General features: G+C 44.8%; 23 protein-coding genes. 14 read left to right on the top strand and 9 right to left on the bottom strand.

Annotated features, from left to right (window positions below; all coding sequences use genetic code 11):
• Window positions 1-150 precede the first annotated feature (150 nt).
• From P5V12_RS08585 to P5V12_RS08570, 4 genes are all read left to right on the top strand, one after another.
• On the top strand, window positions 151-540 hold the full coding sequence (locus P5V12_RS08585; RefSeq protein ID WP_316956942.1) for a glutaredoxin family protein: 390 nt from the start codon (window positions 151-153) through the stop codon (window positions 538-540).
• Between the two features lie 83 nt (window positions 541-623).
• Window positions 624-791: a hypothetical protein gene (locus P5V12_RS08580; RefSeq protein WP_316956941.1), complete on the top strand. Its 168-nt coding sequence runs from the start codon at window positions 624-626 to the stop codon at window positions 789-791.
• Window positions 792-1,102: 311 nt separating this feature from the next.
• Window positions 1,103-1,708, top strand: coding sequence for a transcriptional repressor LexA (lexA, locus tag P5V12_RS08575; RefSeq protein WP_316956940.1), 606 nt, complete (start codon window positions 1,103-1,105; stop codon window positions 1,706-1,708).
• Between the two features lie 2 nt (window positions 1,709-1,710).
• Window positions 1,711-2,109, top strand: coding sequence for a SulA-like leucine-rich domain-containing protein (locus tag P5V12_RS08570; RefSeq protein WP_316956939.1), 399 nt, complete (start codon window positions 1,711-1,713; stop codon window positions 2,107-2,109).
• A 26-nt stretch (window positions 2,110-2,135) separates the two neighbouring features.
• Here the strand turns inward: P5V12_RS08570 and P5V12_RS08565 are convergent, their stop codons facing one another.
• From P5V12_RS08565 to topA, 3 genes are all read right to left on the bottom strand, one after another.
• Entirely contained in the window at window positions 2,136-2,390 is a 255-nt protein-coding gene (locus tag P5V12_RS08565) for a hypothetical protein (protein WP_316956938.1), read from the bottom strand.
• Between the two features lie 96 nt (window positions 2,391-2,486).
• Window positions 2,487-2,945 (bottom strand): hypothetical protein, encoded by a 459-nt coding sequence (locus P5V12_RS08560; protein WP_316956937.1) that lies wholly within the window; start codon window positions 2,943-2,945, stop codon window positions 2,487-2,489.
• A gap of 10 nt (window positions 2,946-2,955) precedes the next feature.
• Window positions 2,956-5,631, bottom strand: a complete 2,676-nt coding sequence (gene topA / locus P5V12_RS08555) for a type I DNA topoisomerase (RefSeq protein WP_316956936.1) — start codon at window positions 5,629-5,631, stop codon at window positions 2,956-2,958.
• A gap of 331 nt (window positions 5,632-5,962) precedes the next feature.
• Here topA and P5V12_RS08550 point away from each other — a divergent pair, with 331 nt between their 5' ends.
• Window positions 5,963-6,724, top strand: coding sequence for a hypothetical protein (locus P5V12_RS08550; protein WP_316956935.1), 762 nt, complete (start codon window positions 5,963-5,965; stop codon window positions 6,722-6,724).
• On the opposite strand, the gene P5V12_RS08545 is transcribed toward P5V12_RS08550, so the two are convergent.
• Entirely contained in the window at window positions 6,690-7,202 is a 513-nt protein-coding gene (locus tag P5V12_RS08545) for a hypothetical protein (protein WP_316956934.1), read from the bottom strand. The two genes, P5V12_RS08550 and P5V12_RS08545, sit on opposite strands and share 35 nt — an antisense overlap.
• 129 nt (window positions 7,203-7,331) lie before the next feature.
• On the opposite strand from P5V12_RS08545, the gene P5V12_RS08540 reads away from it, so the two are divergent.
• On the top strand, window positions 7,332-7,760 hold the full coding sequence (locus P5V12_RS08540; protein WP_316956933.1) for a universal stress protein: 429 nt from the start codon (window positions 7,332-7,334) through the stop codon (window positions 7,758-7,760).
• 54 nt (window positions 7,761-7,814) lie between these two features.
• On the opposite strand, the gene P5V12_RS08535 is transcribed toward P5V12_RS08540, so the two are convergent.
• Window positions 7,815-9,710: an ATP-binding cassette domain-containing protein gene (locus P5V12_RS08535; RefSeq protein WP_316956932.1), complete on the bottom strand. Its 1,896-nt coding sequence runs from the start codon at window positions 9,708-9,710 to the stop codon at window positions 7,815-7,817.
• Window positions 9,711-9,880: 170 nt separating this feature from the next.
• On the opposite strand from P5V12_RS08535, the gene P5V12_RS08530 reads away from it, so the two are divergent.
• The 3 genes from P5V12_RS08530 to P5V12_RS08520 all read left to right on the top strand — a co-directional run bounded on the left by P5V12_RS08530 (window position 9,881) and on the right by P5V12_RS08520 (window position 14,980).
• A complete protein-coding gene (locus P5V12_RS08530; RefSeq protein ID WP_316956931.1) occupies window positions 9,881-11,884 on the top strand; it encodes a transglycosylase SLT domain-containing protein in 2,004 nt (667 codons plus the stop codon).
• A gap of 43 nt (window positions 11,885-11,927) precedes the next feature.
• Window positions 11,928-12,515: a hypothetical protein gene (locus P5V12_RS08525; protein ID WP_316956930.1), complete on the top strand. Its 588-nt coding sequence runs from the start codon at window positions 11,928-11,930 to the stop codon at window positions 12,513-12,515.
• A gap of 869 nt (window positions 12,516-13,384) precedes the next feature.
• Window positions 13,385-14,980 carry a carbohydrate-binding protein gene (locus tag P5V12_RS08520; RefSeq protein ID WP_316956929.1) on the top strand — a complete coding sequence of 532 codons (1,596 nt, stop codon included), beginning with the start codon at window positions 13,385-13,387 and terminating at the stop codon, window positions 14,978-14,980.
• Window positions 14,981-15,153: 173 nt separating this feature from the next.
• On the opposite strand, the gene P5V12_RS08515 is transcribed toward P5V12_RS08520, so the two are convergent.
• The gene (locus P5V12_RS08515) at window positions 15,154-16,056 is read right to left on the bottom strand and encodes a LysR family transcriptional regulator (RefSeq protein WP_316956928.1); all 903 of its coding nucleotides are present in this window, start codon (window positions 16,054-16,056) and stop codon (window positions 15,154-15,156) included.
• Between the two features lie 128 nt (window positions 16,057-16,184).
• Between P5V12_RS08515 and P5V12_RS08510 the strand changes: the two genes are divergently transcribed.
• Window positions 16,185-17,060, top strand: a complete 876-nt coding sequence (locus tag P5V12_RS08510; RefSeq protein WP_316956927.1) for an NAD(P)-dependent oxidoreductase — start codon at window positions 16,185-16,187, stop codon at window positions 17,058-17,060.
• A 79-nt stretch (window positions 17,061-17,139) separates the two neighbouring features.
• On the opposite strand, the gene P5V12_RS08505 is transcribed toward P5V12_RS08510, so the two are convergent.
• From P5V12_RS08505 to P5V12_RS08495, 3 genes are all read right to left on the bottom strand, one after another.
• The gene (locus P5V12_RS08505) at window positions 17,140-17,409 is read right to left on the bottom strand and encodes a glutaredoxin family protein (RefSeq protein WP_316956926.1); all 270 of its coding nucleotides are present in this window, start codon (window positions 17,407-17,409) and stop codon (window positions 17,140-17,142) included.
• A 23-nt stretch (window positions 17,410-17,432) separates the two neighbouring features.
• Window positions 17,433-18,776 carry a DUF5610 domain-containing protein gene (locus P5V12_RS08500; RefSeq protein ID WP_316956925.1) on the bottom strand — a complete coding sequence of 448 codons (1,344 nt, stop codon included), beginning with the start codon at window positions 18,774-18,776 and terminating at the stop codon, window positions 17,433-17,435.
• A gap of 134 nt (window positions 18,777-18,910) precedes the next feature.
• Entirely contained in the window at window positions 18,911-19,822 is a 912-nt protein-coding gene (locus tag P5V12_RS08495; protein WP_316956924.1) for an FHA domain-containing protein, read from the bottom strand.
• A gap of 274 nt (window positions 19,823-20,096) precedes the next feature.
• On the opposite strand from P5V12_RS08495, the gene P5V12_RS08490 reads away from it, so the two are divergent.
• The 4 genes from P5V12_RS08490 to P5V12_RS08475 are packed head-to-tail and all read left to right on the top strand — an operon-like array spanning window position 20,097 to window position 24,548.
• Complete coding sequence (locus tag P5V12_RS08490; protein WP_316956923.1) at window positions 20,097-20,894, top strand: PP2C family protein-serine/threonine phosphatase; 798 nt, start codon at window positions 20,097-20,099, stop codon at window positions 20,892-20,894.
• A gap of 55 nt (window positions 20,895-20,949) precedes the next feature.
• Window positions 20,950-21,843: a lysylphosphatidylglycerol synthase transmembrane domain-containing protein gene (locus P5V12_RS08485; RefSeq protein WP_316956922.1), complete on the top strand. Its 894-nt coding sequence runs from the start codon at window positions 20,950-20,952 to the stop codon at window positions 21,841-21,843.
• Between the two features lie 39 nt (window positions 21,844-21,882).
• Window positions 21,883-22,917 (top strand): glycosyltransferase family 2 protein, encoded by a 1,035-nt coding sequence (locus P5V12_RS08480; protein WP_316956921.1) that lies wholly within the window; start codon window positions 21,883-21,885, stop codon window positions 22,915-22,917.
• A gap of 11 nt (window positions 22,918-22,928) precedes the next feature.
• Window positions 22,929-24,548: a glycosyltransferase family 39 protein gene (locus tag P5V12_RS08475; RefSeq protein WP_316956920.1), complete on the top strand. Its 1,620-nt coding sequence runs from the start codon at window positions 22,929-22,931 to the stop codon at window positions 24,546-24,548.
• The last annotated feature ends 6 nt before the right edge of the window (window positions 24,549-24,554 follow it).

Raw genomic sequence — 24,554 nt, 5'->3', positions numbered from 1 at the left:
TCGCCACAATCTTCATCCCGCCACCCATAACAACAAGAACAAAAAATATCTGCATACTTATTCTCAATATCAAATAATTTACTTGTATCGATGTTGCTAGCAATATTTTTTTCCAGTATAAAAATATAAAAACAAGAAAAGAGATTAATAATGAAAAAAGGAATTTCCCTATTCGCAACAATCTTTTTCTGCGGCATACTCGGCTTTGCTTTAACCTACACAGCAACCCCAGTCATTAAGCAATTTTTCGCCTCACCAAAAACTGAACAAGGGGATTATTCTCAATACGGCGTATCAGAAGAAAATCAGCTCATCATTTACACCGTAAAATGGTGTAACTATTGCAAAAATCTAAAATCATTCCTGGACAATAAAAATATCCCATACCTCGAAAAAGATATTGAAACATCTCCATCAGCAAAACACGAATTTAATCAATTAAATGGCCAGGGGACACCGTTAATACTCATTGGAAACACCCTAATCCGAGGATTTAATCAAGAAGAACTAATCAAAAAGATTAGTCAAATAAACAGCTGATTTATCGAATTACATTCACTGACAAATACTGTCATTAATGTAGTACCTGTAGTGTTATCAACCACAAACAAAGAGGCTTAACTATGAAAAAAATTAAAATCGCTATCGCTTCCGTTGCTTTTGGTGTTGGCTGTGCAATTGCAGCAATGAGTTATGCAGACGATGTAGATACCTGTATTGCTTCAAACTGTGTTCAAGGACCTTATAACTTTGCATGGTGTGTTCAGCAATGCCTTAATGGAGGATTCTAAGATACACAGTGGCGGGTCCATTTTATTTGGGCTCGCTATATAGTTCGTTTTAACCCATAATCCCAGACTGGCTCCCCTTTTAGCTTCCATCCCAACCCCGTCCACGACCACTTGATCTGAACTAAAGGTCAACCGCCTCTCGAATACATCGCCACTCAGAAAATAATACGTTCTCCAGATACCCCCTAAACGCCGTGTAGACAAATGTCGCACCGATGAACACACAAATTTCGACAAACTACTTGCATACAGTAAAAGTACTGTATATATTAACACTGTACATTTAGACAGAATACTGCCTCGGAGCACATATGATCAAACTTACGGCACGCCAGCAAGAAGTTCTGAGTCTAATCAAAGAGCATATCGAAGAAACCGGTTACCCCCCTACACGGGCAGAAATCGCCAAATCCCTTGGCTTTCGTTCTGCCAATGCGGCTGAAGAACATCTAAGGGCTTTGGCAAAAAAGGGGGCGATTGAAATGGTATCCGGAGCATCCCGAGGTATTCGTCTCCCCGAAGCATATCAGGGCGTGCCAATAGTCGGGCGTGTTGCCGCTGGTAGCCCTATTCTCGCAGAAGAACACATTGAGGATTATTGTGAAATTCCAAGCAATATGTTCAGCCCAAAGGCGGATTACCTACTAACCGTTCACGGTATGAGTATGAAGGACGTAGGGATTCTGGACGGTGACCTACTAGCGGTTCACAGCACCACACAAGTCAGAAATGGCGATATTGTTGTAGCCCGCATCGAAGATGAAGTAACAGTTAAGCGCTTTAAACGCGTTGGTAATCGTGCGGTCATTGAGTTACACCCAGAGAATACAGACTTTCAGGTTATTGAAGTGGATTTAAGGGATTCAAACTTTTCCATTGAAGGTTTAAGCGTCGGTGTGATTAGACGAGGAATCTAGACATGTTAGCGTTAGATAATACCTATACAAACGAGAAACCATCCCACTCTGGTAACTTAACGGAAATAGTTTTACCCAAATCCGATTCGTCAGCGGAGTTTGTGATGCCGATGCTCGCTCAGCTCAGCAGGCAAGCAAAAGACAAATGGTTTACCTGGATTACGGATCAACCGATTGATAAAAAGACTCTGCTGAACAATGGGTTTTCTTGTAAAAACGTAAGGGTGATATATTCCAAATCCCTATCTGATTCTATTTGGATGTTCTGGGAGGCCCTACGAAATGGGACTAGCTCATCGGTTGTGGTTACCCTTGATAAACTTAAAGAAAGTGAAATAAATGAGTTTGAGCAGGCAGCACAACTTGGAAACAGTACGGGGTTAGTATTGAGATACCGGTAAACTGGGGTTTCCCAGTTTTCATGGTATTAATGAAGTGTTTTATGGTCAGAGATTAACGCGTCATCCCACAGGTCGTCTTGATTATCTTCAATATCACCAGCGGCTTCTAAGCCAGCTTCAATCATTGCTTTAGCAACAGTAATTTTCGAATCACTTAAGAAATACAAAGACTCTTTGGAGAAACGTATAGAAACCAAAGGCTCCCCTTGCTCGTCAGCACGCTGCAAGGCGATATCACCATTTGGTAATTCTACAATTTCATATAATACAGATTGGGACATCAACTTCTCCTGTCTATGCAGGGATTCTAACACTAGAAATGCCTATTTGCCCGTTTAAATTGGCTTATCGAGATAATCAGGAAGGAATTATTAACGCTAGTATTCGATCTGACTGCTGATCGATCTATTTACCAAGTCTTTAGCTGACGCAAGAATTTTGTCTAAATCTTGAGTCGTTATATCTTCCAGTTTAAGCGGTTTTATATCACTGGAAGCAATAAGCAGCTCGTTGGTATTAGCTTTTGCAGAGTCTCGTAAACCTTTTTGCAACGCATCCAACTTAGACAACCAGGAGTTTGGATCTATGGCTAAATTAAACCACTCAACAAGAACAGGATCCAAACTATCTGGCTCAAGCCCTTTTAAGTCAGTCAACCCCAAACGATTGTGAGATATATGGTTTAGGTAACCGTCCACCCCCAATAGAAGCTGTAATACAGCAGCCTGATGGTAACCTGTCAGATCAAAAGCATTACCCGCATGCTTGCACGCCCGTATCTGTAAGCGTGCAAAGCTTAACTGCTGTAACACAAAGGCTTCTTCAATACTCTTCATTTGGAGTGTTTTACGCCTTTTTCTTTTTCGCGGTAGTTTTTCGTTTTGTTTGTTTTGCCCCTGGCTCAGTCACAACCCAACGACCGCCCTCATAAAAAGCTTTCCATCCAGTAGGCTTACCCTCTTCCTCCGACTGCACGTATTGTTCTTTGGTCTTCCGACTAAAACGGATAATGGTGTCACGCCCCTCGTTATCTTCCACAGGAGCAGACAATAGATGCTTGTATTTTGGGTCAAGCTCGCCTTTATACGGCAAAATTTCCTTCACCAATGGCGCGCGAGTCTCACGATTTTTTGGGAACTGGCTCGCCGCCAGGAACATACCAGAAGCACCATCGCGCAATACATAATGGTCATCGACCTTTTCACAGATTAACTCCGGCATATCAATCGGGTCCATTTTAGGCGGTGCCGCTTCACCATTTTTCAAGAGCTTTCTGGTGTTCTTACAGCTTTCATTTGTACAACCGAAATACTTACCAAATCTGCCCGTCTTCAGCTGCATATCCTTGCCGCACTTGTCACACTCGATAATCGGACCATCATAACCTTTAATCTTGAAGCTTCCTGACTCGATTTCATAACCCTCACAGTCCGGGTTATTACCACAGATATGAAGCTTACGAGATTCATCCAGTAGATATCCCTGCATCGACGTATTACAGATTTTACAGCGTTTCTTACTGCGCAGTAGTTTAGATTCCGCTTCTTCATCTTCATCAACATTAACCACCTCATCACCAGAAACCAGGTTCATGGTATGTTTACAACGCTCTTTTGGTGGTAATGCGTAACCAGAGCAGCCGAGAAAAACCCCTGTACTGCCGGTCCGGATCTGCATATTTCTGCCGCACTGAGTACACTTTATATCCGTTTCGACTGGCTGGTTTCTGCGCATTCCTTTTTCAACATCCTGCGCCTGATCGAGCTTGGAACAGAAGTCTTTATAAAATTCATTTAACAAGTCGATCCAGTTCTTTTTCCCTTCAGCAACCGTATCCAAGGACTCTTCCATACTGGCAGTAAAACCGTAGTCCATCAGGTCATTAAAGCTTTCATTCAAGCGCTGAGTGACGATATCACCCATTTTTTCAGCGTAAAAACGACGGTTTTCTACGTGGACATATCCACGATCCTGGATGGTTGAAATAATTGATGCATAAGTGGATGGACGACCAATGCCACGTTTTTCCAGCTCTTTCACCAGACTGGCTTCGGTGTAACGCGCGGTTGGTTTGGTGAAATGCTGCGTTGGAATCACTTCATGCAGTTTAAGCCTCTCGCCAACAGACAAGTCAGGCAAGATACCGTCGTCATCTTTCTTCGATACTTGCGGCATAACCTTAGTGAAACCATCAAACCTAACCACACGACCTCGTGCCCGCAGTTCATAGCCCCCGGCTTCAACCAGTACTGATGTGCTGGTGTATTCTGCTGGCGTCATCTGACAAGCAACGAACTGATTCCATATCAGGGTGTACAGACGCTCCGCATCCCTTTCCATGTTCGATAATTGATTAGGCTTACGCGTCACGTCGGAAGGCCGTATCGCTTCGTGAGCTTCTTGTGCGCCCTCTTTACTGGAATATTGGTTCGGCTTTTCAGGAAGGTATTTCTTACCAAACTCATCCAATATGTAGTCACGACACGTATTCACCGCTTCGGCACTCAAATTGGTCGAGTCGGTACGCATATAAGTAATATAACCCGCCTCATACAAGCGTTGAGCCATCATCATGGTTTTCTTAACACCAAACCCCAGACGTGTAGACGCGGCCTGCTGTAAGGTAGAGGTGATGAATGGGGCACTGGGTTTTGACTGAGTCGGCTTATCTTCGCGATTCGCGACAACAAAATCCGAACTCTGCAGAACATTAACTGCGGCATGGGCTTGCTCTGCATTAACTGGCTTAAACGCATTGCCCTGGAATTTCTTAACCTCGAACTTGGCTCTTTCGCCCTTTGAAGAATCGAGATCAGCATTAACGTTCCAGTACTCTTCGGGGACGAAAGCCCGAATTTCTTTTTCACGTTCAACGATAAGTTTTACAGCAACAGATTGGACTCGACCAGCAGATAACCCCCTGGCAATTTTTTCCCAAAGTAGTGGCGAAACCATGTAACCCACTACCCGATCCAAAAAGCGCCGGGCTTGCTGAGCATTGACTCGGTCAATGTCTAATTTACCTGGGCTGCGGAAAGCTTCCTGAATCGCCCCTTTGGTAATTTCGTTAAACACCACACGACGATAACGGTCTCCCTCTCCACCAATCGCTTCTTGCAAGTGCCAGGCGATGGCCTCTCCCTCTCTATCCAAGTCCGTTGCGAGATATATGTGGTCAGCATCATCGGCAAGCTTCTTAAGTTCCGCAACGACCTTTTCTTTACCTGGCAATATCTGATAGTTGGCTTGCCAATCGTTCTCGGGGTCGATCCCCATTCTATTTATAAGCTGCTCTTTCGCTTTACGTTTTTTGTGCTCGGCCTTTTCTTCCGGAGACATCTTACGGGTAATCGCCGCCTGTTTGGCCCTTTCCTTTGCATCAACCGGAGTTTTGGCTGAACCACTGGTCGGCAGGTCTCGTATATGGCCCACACTCGACTTCACTATGTAGTTGCTGCCCAAGTACTTGTTGATGGTTTTTGCCTTGGCCGGTGACTCTACAATTACTAATGACTTCCCCATAAACCCCTTCTTGATTTGGTTATTTTATACTCTTTTTTCATATAAACGAGTTATATCAAGCACCATATGAGGTGCGCATATATAAGACGTCATGCGCTTAAGGTCAAGCAAGATCGTTTTAGGAACCCCGAAGCAAGAACCTAATCACAGTTCAATACGCAGCTACTATTCACTTAAACTCCCACACATAACTCTTTGTATTTATTATATTTTTTATAAAAACATACAAAGAGCGAAAACGGTTATATAGCCATTTACTCTCGTTTTATGAAACTATGACTAAAATTCAATATATGTTTATTAATAGATTGAAGACAGCCAGATGTCGAGTATGACTTTTGTTATTCTCTTCCTCGCTATCGCGTTTTTCTCATTGATTTTGGTTAGTTTTGTTAACCAAAGACAAATGAGAAGACGCTTGATTACCCGGCAGGTACACCAATTAAAGCGCAAGGTTGCCGAGCTTGAGGAGCTTACCGTTTCCGTCGACCCACTGGTTGAAGATAGTGTCATTGTCCAGATTATCAATGATGAAGTGATTGATCTGATTCGGACGATGATGCAGTTATCGCCGGAAAGTTATTACCTTGAAGCAAATTTGAACAATGCACTTGAACTCAAGGAAAGCTTTTCAGAGAGTCGGCGCCAACGAGAAATATACCGAGTACAAAATAGCGACGCAGCCATCGCCAGATCGCAATATCTGCTCAATGAAGCAGGCAGGATTATTCGCCGAAGACAAACCAAAGGCATGCTGGAAGTATCCCAGATGGAAGCTTACATTCAGGATTTGGCCTGGGCACATTTGATGGTTGGGGTTGCCAGCACCATCGCACAAGGCCATAGAGCAGTATCCAGAGGGGATGTACTACAGGCACATGCTTATTATAAAAAAGCCCAGCAAATTGCGATGCAAACCACCAATCCCGATGATCGACGACATCAATTGATAAAAGAAATCAGTGAGTTAATGAACGGTAGGCGAAAAGCACTTTCTCGCAACTTAATGCCGGAAACACAGGTCAACCCCATCGAAACAGAAACTCGTCCACCTCAGATCAACAGGGTAGCAGGGGAATCTCAACCTGAATAAGACTGGCGAGTAACTGCTCGATCTCCTTAATCACTTGCTGCGGTTCCCTCCCCCTCAAATATTCATTCCAATGGACCGAAGCACCGAAACGGTTAACTTCTATTGCGGTGATGTCTTCATTCACGGAATCAAGAATCGCAGCTAACTCACCCGGAACAACAGAGCTGGTTTTACTTTTATTATCCCAGTCCCACACCGAATGAAAGTGGATATCATGGGCAAATGCCATGCGGTTTAGTCGCCATTCAGGGAACTGTCTTGATTTCAGCGATTGCAAGATATAATCAGGCCAAGGCTTGGTATATACAGCATACATCTCACCCTTGTCATCAACATGAGACTGGACTTTGAGCTTATTCGCTATAGCTGAACCACGAATTCGTGCCAATCGACGTTCTTTTTTGGAAGGCTGCATCATCATCACCGGGCCCAACATCAGTGATACCACAGCAATAATCATTATGATTTTAAGAAGCATGCTTATAACCAAAAAAACTTAGGAGAGCGGGCTATTTTATTGCGATATCCCTTTTCGTAGTAGATATTTTTAATAGGGCTGGCAAAGTGGCCCATAAAAGCACAAGAATGTATCGAGAGGAGGAACCAAATGGGTACTTATTCTCATCTATTGGTCGGTCTTGACCTTTCTTCAGAGTCCGAGCCTGTGTTACAAAAAGCGATTGCGCTGGCAAAAGCAATGAATGCTGACATCAGCGTCGTGCATACCATTGAACCCCTAACCTTTACCTATGGTGCAGATATGCCCATAGACCTGTCAGAAACTCAGCAGATCATGGAAGAACAGGCAAGAATCCGGCTGGATAAAGTCATCGATGAACATCAAATCACACCGAAAGCAGCGGTTATCGCCGTCGGTAATACTGCCCATGAGCTTCACCGTATCGCTGACGAACACAATGTCGATTTAATTGTCGTTGGTAGCCACGGTCGTCACGGCTTAGCCTTATTACTTGGGTCGACCGCTAACGGCGTTTTGCATGGTGCCAACACAGATGTATTGGCTGTAAAAGTGTAGGATTATCTTTTTTGGTTGGACCCAAACGGCCTGTTCTCACAAATTGAATAGGCCCTAGTCCAACATGGACTCCAACTCCTCCCAGCGCGCATAGCGTTCCTGCAAGAACGCCTCACGATTGGCCAGTTCAGTCAGTTTGTCATTCACAACGTCTTGCGGCTGTTGGTAGAACTCCGGCCCACTGACTTGTTCCTGCAGTCCTTCAATTTCACTTTCCAAAGCTTCCAGTTCTGCTGGTAAAGCATCCAGCTCACGCTGCAGTTTGTAGCTTAACTTTTTGGCTGGCGCAGCTTTCGCAGGTGCGGGCTTTGCTACTTTTGCTGAAGCTTCTTTTATTTCACTCTGTGCGTTTTTACTGTCCTCCGGCCAGATACCACCTTGACGCAACCAATCCTCATAGCCACCAACATACTCTTTTAGCTGTCCATTCCCTTCGAATGCAATCGTGCTAGTAACCACATTGTTCAAAAACTCCCTGTCATGGCTTACCAGAAGTAAGGTTCCGTCATAGTTACACAACAGTTCTTCAAGTAACTCCAGAGTTTCCGCATCCAAATCGTTAGTCGGTTCGTCCATTACCAACAGGTTACTGGGTTTGCTGAACATCTTGGCCAGGAGAATGCGGTTTCTCTCACCCCCGGAGAGCGATTTAATCGGTGTTCTTGCCCGCTCACCAGAAAACAGAAAGTCCTGCAAATAGCTAAAGATGTGTTTGTCTTTGCCATTTATCTCAATAAAATCCCGCCCTTGGGATATGTTATCAATCGCGGACTTGTCTTCATCAAGCTGAGCCCGCGTTTGATCAAAATAGGCAACCTGAACTTTTGTTCCGTGTTTGACTCGTCCCGAATCCGGAGCCAAATCCCCCAAAATAACCTTGAGTAAAGTGGTTTTGCCTATACCGTTTGGACCAATAAGACCTATCTTGTCACCCCGAATAATGGTTGAGGAAAAATCCCGAATAATGGTTTTACCGTCAAAAGCAACCGAGATCGAATCCATTTCAGCGACCAGCTTGCCGGAAAGCATGTCAGAACCATGTTCGATTTTCGCCGTTTTTAATACATCCCGACGTTGAGCACGTTCATCCCGCATTTTTTTTAACGCTCGAACCCGCCCTTCGTTACGGGTCCGGCGAGCTTTAATGCCCTGACGGATCCAAGCTTCTTCCTGAGCCAGTTTTTTATCAAACAGCGCATTTTGTTTTTCTTCGGCATCCAATTGTTGCTTCTTAAATTCCAAAAAACCTTGATAATCCCCATCCCAACAGATCATATTGCCGCGATCCAATTCGCCAATTTTATTGGCCACCGCCTTTAGAAAAGCCCGGTCATGGGTAATAAAAACAATTGCGCCACTGAACTCGTTGAGCTGTTGCTCCAACCAACGAATTGCAGCAATGTCCAAATGGTTAGTTGGCTCGTCCAACAATAAAATATCCGGTTGAACCACTAAAGCTTGAGCCAGGGAAACCCGCCTGCGCCAGCCCCCCGAAAGTGAATTCATTTTTGCCGCCGCATCTAACTGCAACTTGGATAGCACCTGCTCGATACGGTTTTTCGCTGTCCAGCCATCAACCGCCTCAATTTTATGCTGTAAATTCTCAAGTAACGCCACGTCAGGGTTGCTTTCCTGAGCCATTGATTCGTAACGGCTTAAATCCGTCATCAGCTCACCCAGCCCCTCTGCAACAAAGTCATAGACGGTAAGATCTCTCGCTTCAGGTAACTCCTGGGAGAGTGAAGCAATTTTAATGGCCGGATCCTGCCAACGGGTGCCGTCATCCGAATGCACCGTTCCCTGGATAACCTTGAGCAATGTGGATTTGCCCACCCCATTTCGACCTATCACACACAGTCGTTCCCCCTTATCTAATTGCAGGGTCAACTGGTCAAAAATGACTTGTTCACCATAGTGGAGTGACAGGTTATCAAGCTTAAGCAATGGCATAGGGGTAAGGCTCTGAGTGAATTAGGCCGCGTATGCTACCAGAGTCTTTAAATAGGGTGAATTTCAGGATAAAAATCAGACAGTTATTCCAAAACATCAGTGGCATTTACCGGCTACATCTACAACAATAAATATATTACTATTACCGGATATATACGTTCGAGAGTCCGATGCCCGTGAGTTTTACTCGAAAAATCTGCCTTCGGGGCCTGGTTGTACTGGCGGCCCTACTGTTTACCACTGCCAGTGCCGTGGCGGTATCCACCAGTTCAAACAAAACAACCCATATTGATCTACAACCCAAACCCCTGTCGCTGGCCAATAAACGCTATCACTACTCCATGGCGAAAAGCAGCCTGGCCAAAGGAGAATGGGAAAACTTTACCCAACACTATGCGTTACTGGGCGACTACCCTCTGGTTCCGTATCTTGATTACGCCATACTCAAATATCAATTGCCCGACCTTCCGCTGGCCAAAGTAGACAGTTTTCTGCACAAACATAAAGGTTCGTTTCTGGAAATCCGTTTGCGCCAACAATTGCTTTATACCCTGGCAGTAAAACGCCAGTGGGATGATTACCTCGCCTATTACAAAAACGACGAAAGCAATACCACCGAACTCCAGTGCTACGCCCTCTATGCCCGCATTATGAATCGCGACCACGCGGCCTGGGATGAAATTCCAGCGATTTGGGTATCCGGCAAATCCCTGCCAAAAGAGTGTGACCCACTTTTTACTCGCTGGAAAAAGAAAGGTGGTTTAACCGAGGAGATTGCCTGGCAACGTTTTAATGCAGCCATGCAAAATCATAAACGAAGCCTGGCTCGCTACATCACCAATTTTATGGGGGAAAAATATAAACGGTACGCTGACCTATACGTCCGTGTTCACCAGTCCCCCTACACGATCCGTAAGCATCGAAACTTCTCTGAACAAAGTGAGCCGATGCAACAGGTGATTGCCCACGGTATCAAGCGTTACGCTCGGCTCAAACCCAAAGACGCCCTTTACCACTGGGAGTTGTACGAAGCTCAGCAACTGTTTTCCAGTGAATTAAGCACGGACACCAAACGCTATATTGTTAAGCAGCTGGTGCGTAAAGGTTATCTGGATGAAGCGGAGAAAATGATCGACAACTCTCAGGAGCTCCGCTCTAACGAGGTCGTTGCCGGTTTTATTCGTGAGTCACTGAAACAAAAAGACTGGGAAAAAGCATTACAGTGGAACAACCTACTGGATAAACAATTACAGCTATCTGACCGCTGGTTATATTGGCGCGCACGCGCGCTGACCGAGCTGAATCAGGAAGACCCAGTTTACGGCAAGCCCAAGCAGATCTATGAAAATCTTGCTCAGAATCGCAGCTTCTACGGTTTTCTTGCCTCAGATGTTCTGAACTTGAACTACTCTCTGGAGTTCATTCCCGCGGAAGTCCGGCCATCTACCTTGCACGTTGTAGAAAACAACCCGGTCATGCAACGGGTGAAAGAGCTTTGGTTAACCGGCAATACTGAAGAAGCCAGATATGAATGGGAATTCGCCACCAAGGATATGTCCACCCACGAACTATTGGCTGCGGGTTATTTAGCTCGCGAATGGGGTTGGTACTACAAAGGTATTCGCGCCATGATTGCTGGCAACCTATGGGATCATCTGGACCTGCGTTTCCCGCTAGCATACCGGGAGGAAGTGGCCAAAATATCCAGTTCCACCAATGTCGCCGAGACCCTTATTTTTGCCATTGCCCGACAAGAAAGTGCTTTCTACGAAAGCGCACACTCTTCCGCTGGCGCAATGGGATTAATGCAGCTTATGCCCTCCACCGCACGGCAAACTGCGAGAAAAACGGGAATAGCCTATAAGCAGCAGGACTTATACAAAGCGGAACAAAATATTACCCTTGGCAGCCACTATCTCAACCAGTTACTGGAACAGTACAACGGTAACCGAATCCTTGCCGCAGCGGCCTATAACGCAGGCCCTCACAGAGTCAAACGCTGGACTCAAGAAAAAGATACCGAGCTGCCGTTTGATATCTGGATCGAAATTATTCCATTTCAGGAAACACGGGGTTACGTGCAAAACGTTCTCGCGTTTTCCGTTATATACGGCTACAGGCTCGGAAAGCCCGAACCTCTGATTACGGAGTCAGAAGCCAAAAGTTTGCTGTAATCGTCTATGCTTATAACCTGAGGAAAAGGTAAAGGATTTGACTATGAGCGATGCCCTACATAGCGCAAACTTAAGAACACCAGAGAACGAACAAGACTGGTCCCACGTCGCTGAAACCATCAACATGCTGTACCTTGCCGTATGCCAGATTGAAGCGACCCTACACGACAGTAACACCTCGGTTGACACGCTTACCCGTTCTTTTACTTTGATGGCTCGGCATACCAATGACGTTAGCCAGCAGATACAAACCCTGACCAAAGTCGAAGAGCTGGACAGTTTTAAACATGACATTTCCTCTACCGCGACGGAAATACAAACCAACATCAATTCATCCATACAAGCCTTCCAGTTTTACGACCGGGTATGCCAACGGCTAGATCACATCGCCCGCAGTCTGGAAAAAGTGTCTGGCATTATGGAAGACCATCAAGCGATAAACTCACCATCCCAGTGGCGCGCCGTCCAGGAAGACATAAAGCAAAGTTACACAATGGAAGCAGAACGTATTATGTTTGAGTACATTATGCGTGGCGGCAAAGTAAAAGATGCCCTGGAAATATACAACCATCACTTCACCAAAGAGAGTGCTGAACAGGCCAATGATTCGGACGAGATTGAACTTTTTTGATTTCGTCTGAACAAAAGCAGCTTTTCTCTCAGTACGTACTACAGCACAAACAACTTGTTAGATTTTCATAATCTGTTTAAAACCACCACTTATGGAGGTGATAATCAATCAACTGTAGCCAAATCTGAATAAGAAAATATTCGAAAGCGTGTGTTTTGTTCTAGAAACATGCAACAAACACATTCATGCACGCTCGATATCAACACTCACCTAACACGGCAACAAAAACAAGCACTAGGCTACAAACCTGGTAAATTATCAGACATTAATTAATCTAAAAAACTAAAGCGTATTAACTCAAGCAGATCAAATACACTTCGCCTTCCGTCCTCAATAAATTACACATACAAAACAAACACGATCGAAAACAATTAAACACTCACATTGAAACATGAAAGTTTTAATGATACGTATTCGCTTTTTTCTACATTGGCGATAAAAATATTAAATCATACAAGTCAGCCCAATTTATGAGAAAAACCTTTTACATAATGCGAACAATGTATTTTTTGCATCCTCCAATTCGCTCAACTGCTTGAAAAATAATTTAAATGCCACATATACCAAACCACTAAAAACCTAGCGTTTTGAGATAGTTTTTGACAAAAAATAACAGATTAAATTTTAAATTTAAAAACGCTATATCTTTACAAGCAATAATTCTATGGGTTTTCTTTGTGTAGATTCCCACCAAGAGTAGATACTCAACAAGCCCATATTAAAAAGAATAATATTTGGCTTTTCTTTCCCATTATTTTTTAGGTTTCTCTTAAATCTACATATGCGCGGACCACAAATAAAACGAGATACTCGGTCGCATGCAGGTCTTCAAAAAATAATTTAACACTCATACAAAAGAGGTGGAGTCTATGAAAAAAACAAAGTTAATCAGATTTTCCTCAACGTTATTATCATCCATTGTGTTTACTCTCATTTTTGTATCTAGCCTATTAACCCATGCAGGACCCTGGCAGATAGGCGTGAATTACCAAATTGGGGATGAGGTCGTTTTCAACGGAGAAAACTGGGTGTGTGCCCAAGCGCATACATCTCAGGCAGTATGGACTCCTCCCTGGGCTGTAACCCAATGGAACGCGATTCCAGACAGCACAGATTGGGAGCCTCGTGTAGCCTATGTTACCGGACAAAAAGTCAGTTATTTGGGGGGTTGGTATATCAGTGTACAAGGGCATACCTCACAGGCAGGTTGGGAGCCACCAAACACGCCAGCACTTTGGAAAACGACAGAGCAAGACAACTATTGTAATTTACCCATTGCGGAGGGAGAACGATGTGTTGTCGATGACTTTGAACGCCCACAAGGTGGTGCGCTCAACGAATGGTTTACTTATGAGCACTACACAGGTTTAACCAACTTCATTTGGCAACAAGGTGGATGCGTACAAGGAAATCGTTGTTTAGTGATGGATAACGGAATGAATTTAAATCACTCCTCTTGGCGTAAGAATATTGCTTTTTCTCCGGGCGAATACTATTCGGTAATGGGTTGGTCTAAAGGGGAAAACGTAGGTGGCGATTTTCACGAAGGCGCAGGTTTTGGTATTTACGATGGCCCCAATAACTCCTACTGGGATTTTAAAGGCAAAGGCACATGGAACTGGCGGGAAGTCGCCTTTACGTTTGAAGTACCAGCACACGGCAGTCGAGGCCTGGATGCTCGCTTAGGTCAAAGTTGGTTAGACTTTTTTTACGTGTGGTTTAGCTCGGGTAAGGCGTGGTATGACAATTTGCGCCTTGAGAGATTAATAAAAGTCGATGGTCAGCACACAACTATCATTTTAGAAAAGTCCGATTTGGATCATGTTTCTGATACAGGGCTCGCCAATTGGATTGCTAACCTCGACCGCGCTCACCAAGCAATGGCAGACTTAACAGGTGTAACGGTATATGACCCGATAGAAGTGCTTGGCGTACGGCACTACCCTGGTGGCTGGGCCGTAGCTGGTAACCCCGTGCAATGGTACAAACCTTATATTGCTGAAAACATGGCCAGGGTGGAACAACACGGTGATTGGGTGTTCGGCATTTTGCATGAGTTTGGACACGACTTTGATCATGACGCATGGAACTTCGATGCAGAATTTTTTGGCAGCTTTAAAGCGGCCTATGTTATCGACACACTACCAGCAAAAGTTCTGCTTGCTGAACATGGTAAGCCCGCAGAATACTTGGAAGGGCGTGCCGCAAGAATATTTTTCCAAACTCATCCAGGTATCAGTGACAGATTTATTTATCGTCTGTTAGCAATAAGCGACGTTATTGGCTGGGAGCCGTTTAAGCAAACTTTTAGAAGCATGCTTACGCATTCCTCTCCAACAAATACCCGAAGACAAAAATTTGATTTGTTTATTGGCCTTTTGTCCCAGCATTCCGGGCAGGCTGTCGCAGCCATGATTCCGGCAAGTGAGCAAGCAGAAATTGACACATGGCTGGGGCTGCAATAAAAAGGAAATTAAAAACTTATTGATACTCAGAAATACGCAAGCCTCGTTATGTTTAACGAGGCTTTTTCGTTAAATAATCGGTTATGAAAATTCAGACTAATTAGGACCCCCCCCTAAAAAACAGTCTCATCGACAGTAAAGTCTGCGGTTATGGTTCAGGCATTCAACGCTCTCTACAAAACTTTAAAGATATTCTCTTTTAAAAAATCAATAGTCACACGCACTTTTTTAGGCAAATAGGATCGGCTGGGATACAACATCCAGGCACCCGTGTTAAATGTTGTCGCAGTCACAGCGTAGTCCGGAAACAGATCGACCAACCTTCCGGCTCGAATATCCCGATCAACCATCCAATCAGCGAGTAAACCAGGCCCCAATCCTTGTCGCACAGCTTCTCGAAGGGCTAGAGCATTGGAACAAAAAAGCTTGCCTTGAACCCACATTTCTTCAACTTCTTGTAACGAGTTTTTAAATATCCATCGTGTCCGAAAATCGGGGTAGGTAAACAAAATACACGAACACTCGCCCAAGTGTTCTGGTCGCCTCAACCCCGGATGACTCCGCAAATACTCTGGACTTGCAACCACCCGATATTGAGTATTCATCAATTTCGTTACTATGAGATCTTTATCCATCGTAGGGCCTAAACGAATAGCAAGATCCAACTTATGCTCTATCAAGTTTAAGTTGTCATCAGACAATTTAAGCTCCAAATCAATTTTGGGGAACCTTTGATAAAAATCACCCAATAACGGCACTATACACTCTTGCCCAAACGCCACGGACGAAGTGACCCTCAGTAACCCTTTTGGTTCTTCAACTATCTGACCGGCCTCTATGCCAGCGCGCTCCAACTCTTCATACAACGGCTCAACCCTAGCCAAATAGCGTTCTCCTGCTTCAGTTAAAGATTGAGATCGTGTCGTTCTCTGAAACAGCCTTACACCAACTTCAGATTCCAGCCCGGCAATCATTCGAGACACCGTGGAAGGATCTACATCATGTTTACGTGCCGCATCAGCAAAACTGCCTAAATGCGATACATCGATAAAGTATTGAAGGGTTTTGATATCCATTAATGCAGTATACGCATCAATGTAATGCGCTGAAATCTGTTTGATTCACAAATAAAGCGAATACCATTCTAAGTACTGGCTTACTAGTACAGCATCCTTTTTAACTACATAACTTGGGACGACATAAAATGCAAAGAATCTCCTTTCTTGGAACCGGTGCAATGGGCAGCAGAATGGCAAAAAACCTTTTTGATGCGGGCTACGAAGTTACTGTCTGGAACAGGACACAGGATAAAGCTCAGCACCTGTTTGACATGGGTATAAACAAGGCACCCTCACCTAAAGAAGCGGCCACAGACGCAGACCTCGTTATTTCTATGGTCAGAGATGTTGAAGCATCTCGTTACATCTGGCTGGATGAAGAATTAGGCGCATTAAGATCAATGAAAAAGGATGCCATAGGCATTGAGTGCTCTACCCTTTCCCTGCCGTATATAAACGAACTCTCGACACTATTTTGCGAACAGGGCATATCGTTTCTTGATGCACCTGTTGCCGGATCAAGACCCCAAGCAGAGGCGGGAAAACTAATTTTTTTTGTAGGTGGGAATGTGCAAACAGTACAGGCTGTATGCCCAATACTCGAGCTTATGGGAATGTCTGTTTACCATGCGGGGGAGCACGGTTCAGGAACAATTATCAAACTGATGGTAAATGGGTTGTTTGGTGCACAACTCGCCGTGCTCTCAGAGCTTATGGGCTTTGCCGCAAGAACCCAAATTGACTTAGAAAAAGCAGTTAGAATTCTTCAGGGCACACCTGTATGCAGCCCCGCCACCGCAAACGCAGCAACAGCAATGCTCAATCACGCCTATGAACCCGCCTTTCCCATCGAGTTAGTAGATAAAGACTTTCAACTCATTGAAAAATCAGTTGCGGCCATCAATTCAAAAGCACCGATATGTGATGCGACAAAAAACCTTTACAGTCAGGCAATTCAAGGTGGGTATGGTAGGGACAATATCACAGGTGTGTATCAGCTATATTGCGATTTCGCTGGATAGATCTTCCACATACTACTTCGAGAGCAAAGCGCGTTTCGGCGGACACACCAATCCGCCGTTAACTTCTTAAGACAGCTCTTTATCCCCGAGAGTTTGCCAAGCTCTCATACCATTGAGAGAAGGAGACATCGTTAAAAGGCCAACCAATTTCTTTACCAGTTTGACGGTCTTTAATCACAGGGATGCGAATGCCGTACAGCTCAACCAACTGCTTGTCAGAGGTGATATCCACTTCTATCAAATCAATCGCGATACAGGATTGTTCAACTGCTTCTATAGCCAGGTCGCACAGATGACATCCGTCAGTGGTGTACAGGATCATTTTTCGCATAGGGATAGCCGGGCTCATTTATTAGCCCGCTATCACCATGACTATGCGGACTGAGAACCCAATTCTACTAGAGAATCTAATACTTGAGCTACATAAGGGCTGAAAACACTGCGTGATTCATCCTCTTCATGGTCCCGTGCGGCGAAATGGTATTCAGAAAAGTAGTTGGTGAGATCTGAGAAGGCCTGTCGACCAATACCCATTTGCTCCGCCGTTTCTCTGGCAGCTTCTAATTGTTGAACAAGGTCACGTAAGAGCAGAATGCGGTTTTCCTCCTGAGAGGTTCCAGATTCCAATTGATCTTTTTCTTGACCAAGTTGTGCGACAGCACCGTATGCTGATGCCACTTGTTCGCTGTATTGTTGCTTGAGATTTAACGCAAATTTGGCAATTTCATCGGTGTCATAACCAATGTTCAGCGCTTGTTCGAAGGCTTTATCCAAATTACCGTTATAAAAAGTTTCGGCAATATCATTCACTTTGGATAACAAATCGTTAATTGCTTTAATTTCCCCCTCATCCAACTCCCCTTCCACTTCAAAGAAAAAGTCGTCAGCGGATGAGCTCTTTTGCGATACCGCAACTTGTTGTCGGTAATAGCCATTGCCTTCATCACTGCGATAATTTGCCGCAGCAAATTCACTGGAATAACGAGAAAAAGCTTTGATAGTCACCGTGTCTCCATCCTGAGTTTTCAACTCAAAGCTGAAGCTGCGTGTTTGCGAAACCGTATGGGATATCGCAGACGCATCCAATAGTGCTTTTAATCGCTCCGGGGAGCGATCTAAAGTCTCGGCAATGGGGTTTTTCGGCGCTTGAGCAACAACCTCAGCAGGTTGTTCTTCCCCCATAGGTTTACCGGATTCGATTTTTTCAACCGGATCTTGCAAACCAAACTTCTCAGCCATCTCAGAAACGCCTGACAGTACATCGCTGTAGGTTTTTTCAATTGCAGTTTTGACATCACCATTGAGAAAACCGGCAGCCGCTAGCTGCTCAGCCGCTTCAGTGTAACCTTTAATAAAACCCTGCAATCCCGCTTCTAATCGAGATTGCAGTTCTTCCGCGGTGGCGCCGTCCTGCACGTCTCGAGTGAGTTGTAGCTCGATAAAGCTCAAAATTGTCGAAGCAGCTTGGGTTTTCTCAGCTGCGGGCTTCACCGCGGCCGTCTGGTCTACTTCCCCCGTGGGGCCATATGTCAAGGCTGGAGATCGTTGACCGCGAGAGAAATAGGTGGATTCAGATGTGGAAGACGCAGAAGCTCGAACATATGTCGTTCTTCCCTGATCATCGGTTTTTACGGCTTCAGCCTCCGCAAAGGTTGAATGCCTCTGTTGCAAAGCCTGAGAATACTGCCCTGCAAATACATTGGCTAGAGAAATCATAACGCACCCCGTTTAGCGTTGTTCAAAGGGGGTGTCGGCCAAGGTTGAAATAACTTAAATAGCGAATGCTGTTAAGAATACGTTAGGTAAGGAGCAATGGAGCATATAACGCTTCCATTGCCCAAAATACGCAATTAATTGAACACAAAGAACCAGACCAGCCCTACCGCGGCCGCAGCCGCCAGAATCACCAGTGGCCAGATTGAGTTTCCGTTTTTCGCTACCACAGGTTGTGATTGAGCGGACACCTTATATTGCGCAGCCGCGCTGCTTTTCTTTGGTTTTGCCGGCCGAGGTGACTGAGCTCCGCCAGTTGCAGCGGGTTTCCCTTCGGCAGAACCCTGCCCCGCTTTACGTCCATGCCCTAAAAGGGTTGGAGCTTCGTTCATCACTTTAAACACAGGTCGTACAGTGGTGGAATCAAGATTTTCCGATGGCCCTTCAACACGGAACTTTAACGTGTCAAAACCAAGTTCATCGCCATTACGCAGAACAGCTCGCTCGATTTTTTGACCGTTAACGTAAGTCCCATTTGAGGACCCTAGATCACTCACGGATAGCCCCTGGTCAGTCACAGAAAGCGAGGCATGTTTACGAGATAAATGCGCAACACCTAAACTAATATCGCACTCTTTTGAACGGCCCAATATTTTTGTGTCTTTTATTGTGTAACGCTTGTTAGATAGCGCGCTGCTTAGCGCAACAAGAGCCCAATCCTGTTTTGCTTCTGTGGGCTGACTGGAGGCAGTGGCTCGTTGATGTTTAGGATCAATAATCTCAAATTCCACACCCGCAATTGAAAATACATCACCAGAAGCTAATGTTTCTTCCCCAATAATTGGTGCCCCATTCTTTTTAACACTGCCATCTTCAACCAGACTTTCAATTTTTACCGTAGCTTGAGAAACATGTATATATGCAGCCTGAGCAGCCACGCCTGACTTATGGATGGGAATTTCACAATCACTTGCAGCCCCCAGCGTATAATGCGGCTCCACTAACCAAAGTGGCCCTTTTGACTGATTTTTAAATTTCAATTGATACATGTTTTCGCCCTTGAATAGTACTTCTTAATAACGCTCCTGATACCACTTTTTCCGTTTTTTTCGACAAAGTGATTGTTTTTCGATCACCCACATTTCTCTGTGCGGATTATTCTAACTTTAAATCAAATTGTGAAAGCTACCAAGAAAACTGGAGATATTTCAGTACTATTTCGAGACATAAGACAAAAAGTAGTTTAGTCTCAAATATAAGATTGTTTTCAACAACTTTGCGACCATTTTTCAACCAAATACTTGGATGTTTTAAAATATAAAAATGTTGTTTTCCGGTCATCAATCAGAAACAAACGTTGGTTTACTGCGTACCAACAATGAGGATTGTTTCCTGGCATCCCCCAAATTAGGTTTATGGCTGGTCGCTGATGGCATGGGTGGGCATGCGGCCGGCGAAGTCGCCAGTGATATCGCCGCAAAAACGGTTCACAACAAACTCCGCGAAGGGGCATCACTAGTTGAAGCGATTCAAGCTGCTCACCAAGGCATATTACACGCTTCCTCTATGGGGATCGGCGGACAAGGCATGGGGTCCACAGTAGTTGCCTTACACTCAGAAGAAACCCGGTACGAAATTGCCTGGGTGGGAGACAGCCGCGCGTACCTGTTTACCAAACACGGCCCAGACGAAGAAAGCGAATTTCAACAATTAACCCGCGATCATTCCTACGTTCAGTTTTTGTATGAGTCCGGTGCAATTTCGCAAAACGAGATGGAAGACCACCCGGAAAAAAATATTATCACGCAATGCCTTGGTTCACTCGACATGGACAGAGTTAACGTTGATTTGCTGCAACGGGACTGGCGAAAAAATGACTTGGTGCTGTTATGCAGCGATGGGCTGACGGACAAGGTCGACAGCGACACTATAAAATCAATCCTTGATAGCAGTAAATCCCTCCCTGAAATGTCCAAAAGACTCGTTACCGCTGCCCTGGAAAAAGGTGGGCACGATAACATTACCGTTCAGTTGATCGCACCGCCCTCACCTTGGCTTAGGCTTTTACAGCGTGCCAGTCGCAAAGCGTATCAGGCATTCTCCAATCGCAAACCTGTCTAGTTGGGTATGAATGTGGTATAAACCCACGCCTTTAATGTCATCCCGATATCTTTAAATGAGCCAAACAGGAAAAGTCCTATTCAAGTCAATATTTGCCCTTGCCGTTCTGGCTGCGGTAATTGTTTGGGTGGAACTTGAATACACATGGCAGGCAACACTCGTCGCCTGGTCAAAACTTGGCCTCATAGCAACCCTACTTGCCATATGCCTTGTCCTAACCAGCCACCTGCTAAGGGTTGCGCGTATTTATTTCGCATACAACCGTCGCGGCCAAGTGGCCTTTAAACGCGTGATGGCCGTTAGCCTTGTTCACAATACCGTCTCTTACCTTTTACCAATGCGTTTAGGTGAAGCGGCTTTACCCACCCTCAGTAAATATCAACTGGATGTCGAACTACGCTACTCGCTGGCAACACTGCTGTTAATTCGGTTATTTGACGCTCATGTACTATTGTTACTCTTGAGCTTTTTTGCCGGTTCGATTTGGTTGGGAAAACACGCGGTTTGGGGGCCGATAGTATTGATACTTGCACTCCCCACCGTTATGACCCTAATGAAAACAGCCGGTGATAGACTACCGAAGTTAAGCTTTGCTCAACCGCTATATGCCAACACATCAAGCTGGGTATCTTTGTACGCTATTACCCTGGCTATTTGGTTAGTAAAGCTGTTTGCCCTGGCCTATGTCGCTTCAATATTGGGTGACCTGCCTATTGACCACGCGTGGCTGGCCACTATCATAGCCGATGGCAGTGCCCTTTCTCCGATAACAGGTATCGCCAATTCGGGCACATTTGAGTTTGCATTTGCCTTACCCTTGGTTCCACTCGGCTATGAGATGGAAACATTGGTTAAAGCGGCAGTAAACCTTCATATTTTTATTTTTTTCATAAACATGGCTGCGGGAGCCTTCGGTGCAATGTTTTTGCAACGAAAAACAGGTACATAAGCCGCAGCGGATTTTAAGTTAGTAACAGGCACTATCACTATGCAATTACCGAGTTTGACCATTGTTGTTCCCGTATACAATGAGGAAGACAATATCCGCCCGTTGTTCCAAGCCCTGAGAGACGCCATGATCGGTTACGAGGGAGAGTGGAAAGCTATCCTGGTCAATGACGGTAGTGTAGATGACACCGCCAAAACGCTAACAGAATGTGTTGCTGAATTCGGTCCGCAATTTATTCATATTGAGTTACAACGGAATTTTGGCCAGACGGCCGCGATGCAGGCCGGTATCGACGCCGCCAATACCGAGTTAATTGCCACTATGGATGGCGATTTACAAAACGATCCGGCGGATATTCCCCGCCTAGTGAAAGAGTTACTGTCTCGTGATCTGGATTTACTTCAAGGCTGGAGAAAAAACAGACAAGATAAATTAATGTCCAGGAAATTCCCCTCTCGCATTGCCAATAAAATTATCCAGCGTGTGAGTGGTGTAAAACTGGATGATTACGGTTGCAGCCTGAAGGTTTATCGTGCAGACGTGGTAAAACAAATTCGGCTATACGGTGAAATGCACCGTTTTATTCCTGTGTGGATGGCCACGGTATGCCCTCCCCATCGAATTGGTCAGACAGTAGTAAACCATCGGGCACGAACAGCCGGTGAATCAAAATACGGTATATCACGTACATTCCGCGTTATTATCGATCTGGTATCAGTCTTTTTCTTCCTGAAGTTCCGCGCTCGCCCAGGTCATTTCTTCGGTTCAATTGGTTTATGGGTAGGCTCAATCGGCGGTATTTTGCTCGCCTATTTAGCCTTTACCAAATACATACTTGGCGAAGATATTGGCAATCGTCCGCTTTTACTTATATCCAGTTTACTGATTATTGCTTCGCTGCAATTTTTAACAACCGGTGTTCTATCAGAAATACTCAGCCGAATATTCTTCCAAACCACCAACGTAAAAAGCTACAAGGTTCGTCAACCTTTGTCTTTTGAATACTCGCCTGAGTTATTTGAAGAGCAGCCAGATGATTCTCACCCAGAATCGTCGAAGACAGACGATACCTAAAGGAGACAAAAGTGAATTTCGTTTTTCTGCAATCCAAGAACCACGAAAGCACTTCAACAAATCAAAGGGTGGACAATTTATTTTGCTCACCCTTTTTTATTTTCTTCTGTTTAGCCATTGGCTTTTATCTTGGCCTGGGTTGGGTTCCACTCTTTGACTTGGACGAAGGCGCATTTACTGAAGCCACTCGGGAAATGCTCGCCTCAAATAATTTCTCCGCCACCTATCTGGACGGAGTACCCCGCTACGACAAACCTATTTTGTTTTACTGGCTGCAAGCCGCAAGTATCAAGCTCTTCGGTTACAATGAGTGGGCTTTTCGATTGCCTTCCACGCTGTTAGCCAGTGTATGGGGCTGGGTAATATTTCGTTTCAGCCGAGAATTTTTTGGCGACGAAAAAAGCAAAATCACTATATTACTTTTCCTAAATTGTCTATGGGTGGCACTTATTGCCCGCTCTGCCATTGCAGATGCCACGCTCAACCTCTTTCTCACTCTGGCGTTTTTTGATATCTGGCGGTATTTCCAGAAACAACAACTCCGCTATTTATTAAGTGTTTATCTTTGGTTGGCATTAGGCGCATTAACCAAAGGGCCAGTGGCGGTGGTATTACCTTTAGCGGTTTCATTATTGTATCTAGGCATTAGCAAAGCAGATAAAAAACACTACCTCAGCTACATTCACCCTCTGGGGTGGACAATTTTTTTCGCTGTTGTGGCCCCTTGGGTTTATGCGGTCTACCTCGAACAAGGAGACGGATTTTTTCAGGGGTTTATTGTCGAACACAACCTGAAACGCTTTTCCAGCACCCGTGAAAGCCACGGCGGCAGCCTCTTTTACTATCTTTTCTTACTGCCCATTATTATTTTGCCTTATAGCGGCTTATTGGTCCGACTCTTTTACAATGTGAAAACGTTGTTAAAAACCCCTTTAAACCAATATCTCGCTATTTGGTTCTGTGTCACATTCATTGTATTTTCATTTTCCAAAACTCAACTGCCTCACTACATCCTCAACGGTTGTGTGCCACTATTTTTACTATTTTCTCAGTTAGATAGCCTTCATTCAAAAAAACGTAAGGATTGTTTTTGGGTTTTATTATTTTTCGGCCTGCTAGCATTACTTCCTATACTGCTCAAATATGCCAGTACCCACACCCAGGGATTCGACGGAGACATTATTGCTCGGCACAGTGAAGCGTTTGGACCAACCTATTTTTACGCGGCTATCGCGGTATTTTCTGGCGCAGTTGCAATTATTATTGCCCCGGGATTCGCTTTGTGGCAAAGACTCTGTACCATGGGGTTGCTGCTCAACAGTTTTGTTTTCACCTTCTTCGTCAGTGCTGCTGCAGAACTGAAAGAAGCACCGATCCACAATGCAATCCGTTATTTGGAAACGAACAATATCCAGCAAACGGTCGTCGCATATCGCATGCATATGCCTAGCTTTAGTGTATATCGTCAACAAATTACTCCGTTAAGGGCACCTAAACCGGGAGAAATTGCGCTGGTTAGATCTGATCGGGTTCAATCTTTACTTCAGGAACCTCACATTCGGGACCATCAAGTTCTATTTGAACAAGGCGGGATTTTATTGGTCAACATTCCACCACTATCAAAAAAATAAATTAGC

Origin of the sequence: Teredinibacter sp. KSP-S5-2, from assembly GCF_032773895.1 — a bacterium.
In the GTDB taxonomy this organism is placed as follows: Bacteria; Pseudomonadota; Gammaproteobacteria; order Pseudomonadales; family Cellvibrionaceae.
The sequence above is the reverse complement of the archived record's forward strand: the minus strand, read 5'-3'. Positions and strand labels throughout refer to the sequence as shown.

Coding starts and splice junctions, on each gene's coding strand:
- P5V12_RS08585 (WP_316956942.1), top strand. CDS start 151: ATGAAAAAAGGAATTTCCCTATTCGCAACAATCTTTTTCTGCGGCATA.
- P5V12_RS08580 (WP_316956941.1), top strand. CDS start 624: ATGAAAAAAATTAAAATCGCTATCGCTTCCGTTGCTTTTGGTGTTGGC.
- lexA (WP_316956940.1), top strand. CDS start 1,103: ATGATCAAACTTACGGCACGCCAGCAAGAAGTTCTGAGTCTAATCAAA.
- P5V12_RS08570 (WP_316956939.1), top strand. CDS start 1,711: ATGTTAGCGTTAGATAATACCTATACAAACGAGAAACCATCCCACTCT.
- P5V12_RS08565 (WP_316956938.1), bottom strand. CDS start 2,390: ATGTCCCAATCTGTATTATATGAAATTGTAGAATTACCAAATGGTGAT.
- P5V12_RS08560 (WP_316956937.1), bottom strand. CDS start 2,945: ATGAAGAGTATTGAAGAAGCCTTTGTGTTACAGCAGTTAAGCTTTGCA.
- topA (WP_316956936.1), bottom strand. CDS start 5,631: ATGGGGAAGTCATTAGTAATTGTAGAGTCACCGGCCAAGGCAAAAACC.
- P5V12_RS08550 (WP_316956935.1), top strand. CDS start 5,963: ATGACTTTTGTTATTCTCTTCCTCGCTATCGCGTTTTTCTCATTGATT.
- P5V12_RS08545 (WP_316956934.1), bottom strand. CDS start 7,202: ATGCTTCTTAAAATCATAATGATTATTGCTGTGGTATCACTGATGTTG.
- P5V12_RS08540 (WP_316956933.1), top strand. CDS start 7,332: ATGGGTACTTATTCTCATCTATTGGTCGGTCTTGACCTTTCTTCAGAG.
- P5V12_RS08535 (WP_316956932.1), bottom strand. CDS start 9,710: ATGCCATTGCTTAAGCTTGATAACCTGTCACTCCACTATGGTGAACAA.
- P5V12_RS08530 (WP_316956931.1), top strand. CDS start 9,881: ATGCCCGTGAGTTTTACTCGAAAAATCTGCCTTCGGGGCCTGGTTGTA.
- P5V12_RS08525 (WP_316956930.1), top strand. CDS start 11,928: ATGAGCGATGCCCTACATAGCGCAAACTTAAGAACACCAGAGAACGAA.
- P5V12_RS08520 (WP_316956929.1), top strand. CDS start 13,385: ATGAAAAAAACAAAGTTAATCAGATTTTCCTCAACGTTATTATCATCC.
- P5V12_RS08515 (WP_316956928.1), bottom strand. CDS start 16,056: ATGGATATCAAAACCCTTCAATACTTTATCGATGTATCGCATTTAGGC.
- P5V12_RS08510 (WP_316956927.1), top strand. CDS start 16,185: ATGCAAAGAATCTCCTTTCTTGGAACCGGTGCAATGGGCAGCAGAATG.
- P5V12_RS08505 (WP_316956926.1), bottom strand. CDS start 17,409: ATGAGCCCGGCTATCCCTATGCGAAAAATGATCCTGTACACCACTGAC.
- P5V12_RS08500 (WP_316956925.1), bottom strand. CDS start 18,776: ATGATTTCTCTAGCCAATGTATTTGCAGGGCAGTATTCTCAGGCTTTG.
- P5V12_RS08495 (WP_316956924.1), bottom strand. CDS start 19,822: ATGTATCAATTGAAATTTAAAAATCAGTCAAAAGGGCCACTTTGGTTA.
- P5V12_RS08490 (WP_316956923.1), top strand. CDS start 20,097: ATGTTGTTTTCCGGTCATCAATCAGAAACAAACGTTGGTTTACTGCGT.
- P5V12_RS08485 (WP_316956922.1), top strand. CDS start 20,950: ATGAGCCAAACAGGAAAAGTCCTATTCAAGTCAATATTTGCCCTTGCC.
- P5V12_RS08480 (WP_316956921.1), top strand. CDS start 21,883: ATGCAATTACCGAGTTTGACCATTGTTGTTCCCGTATACAATGAGGAA.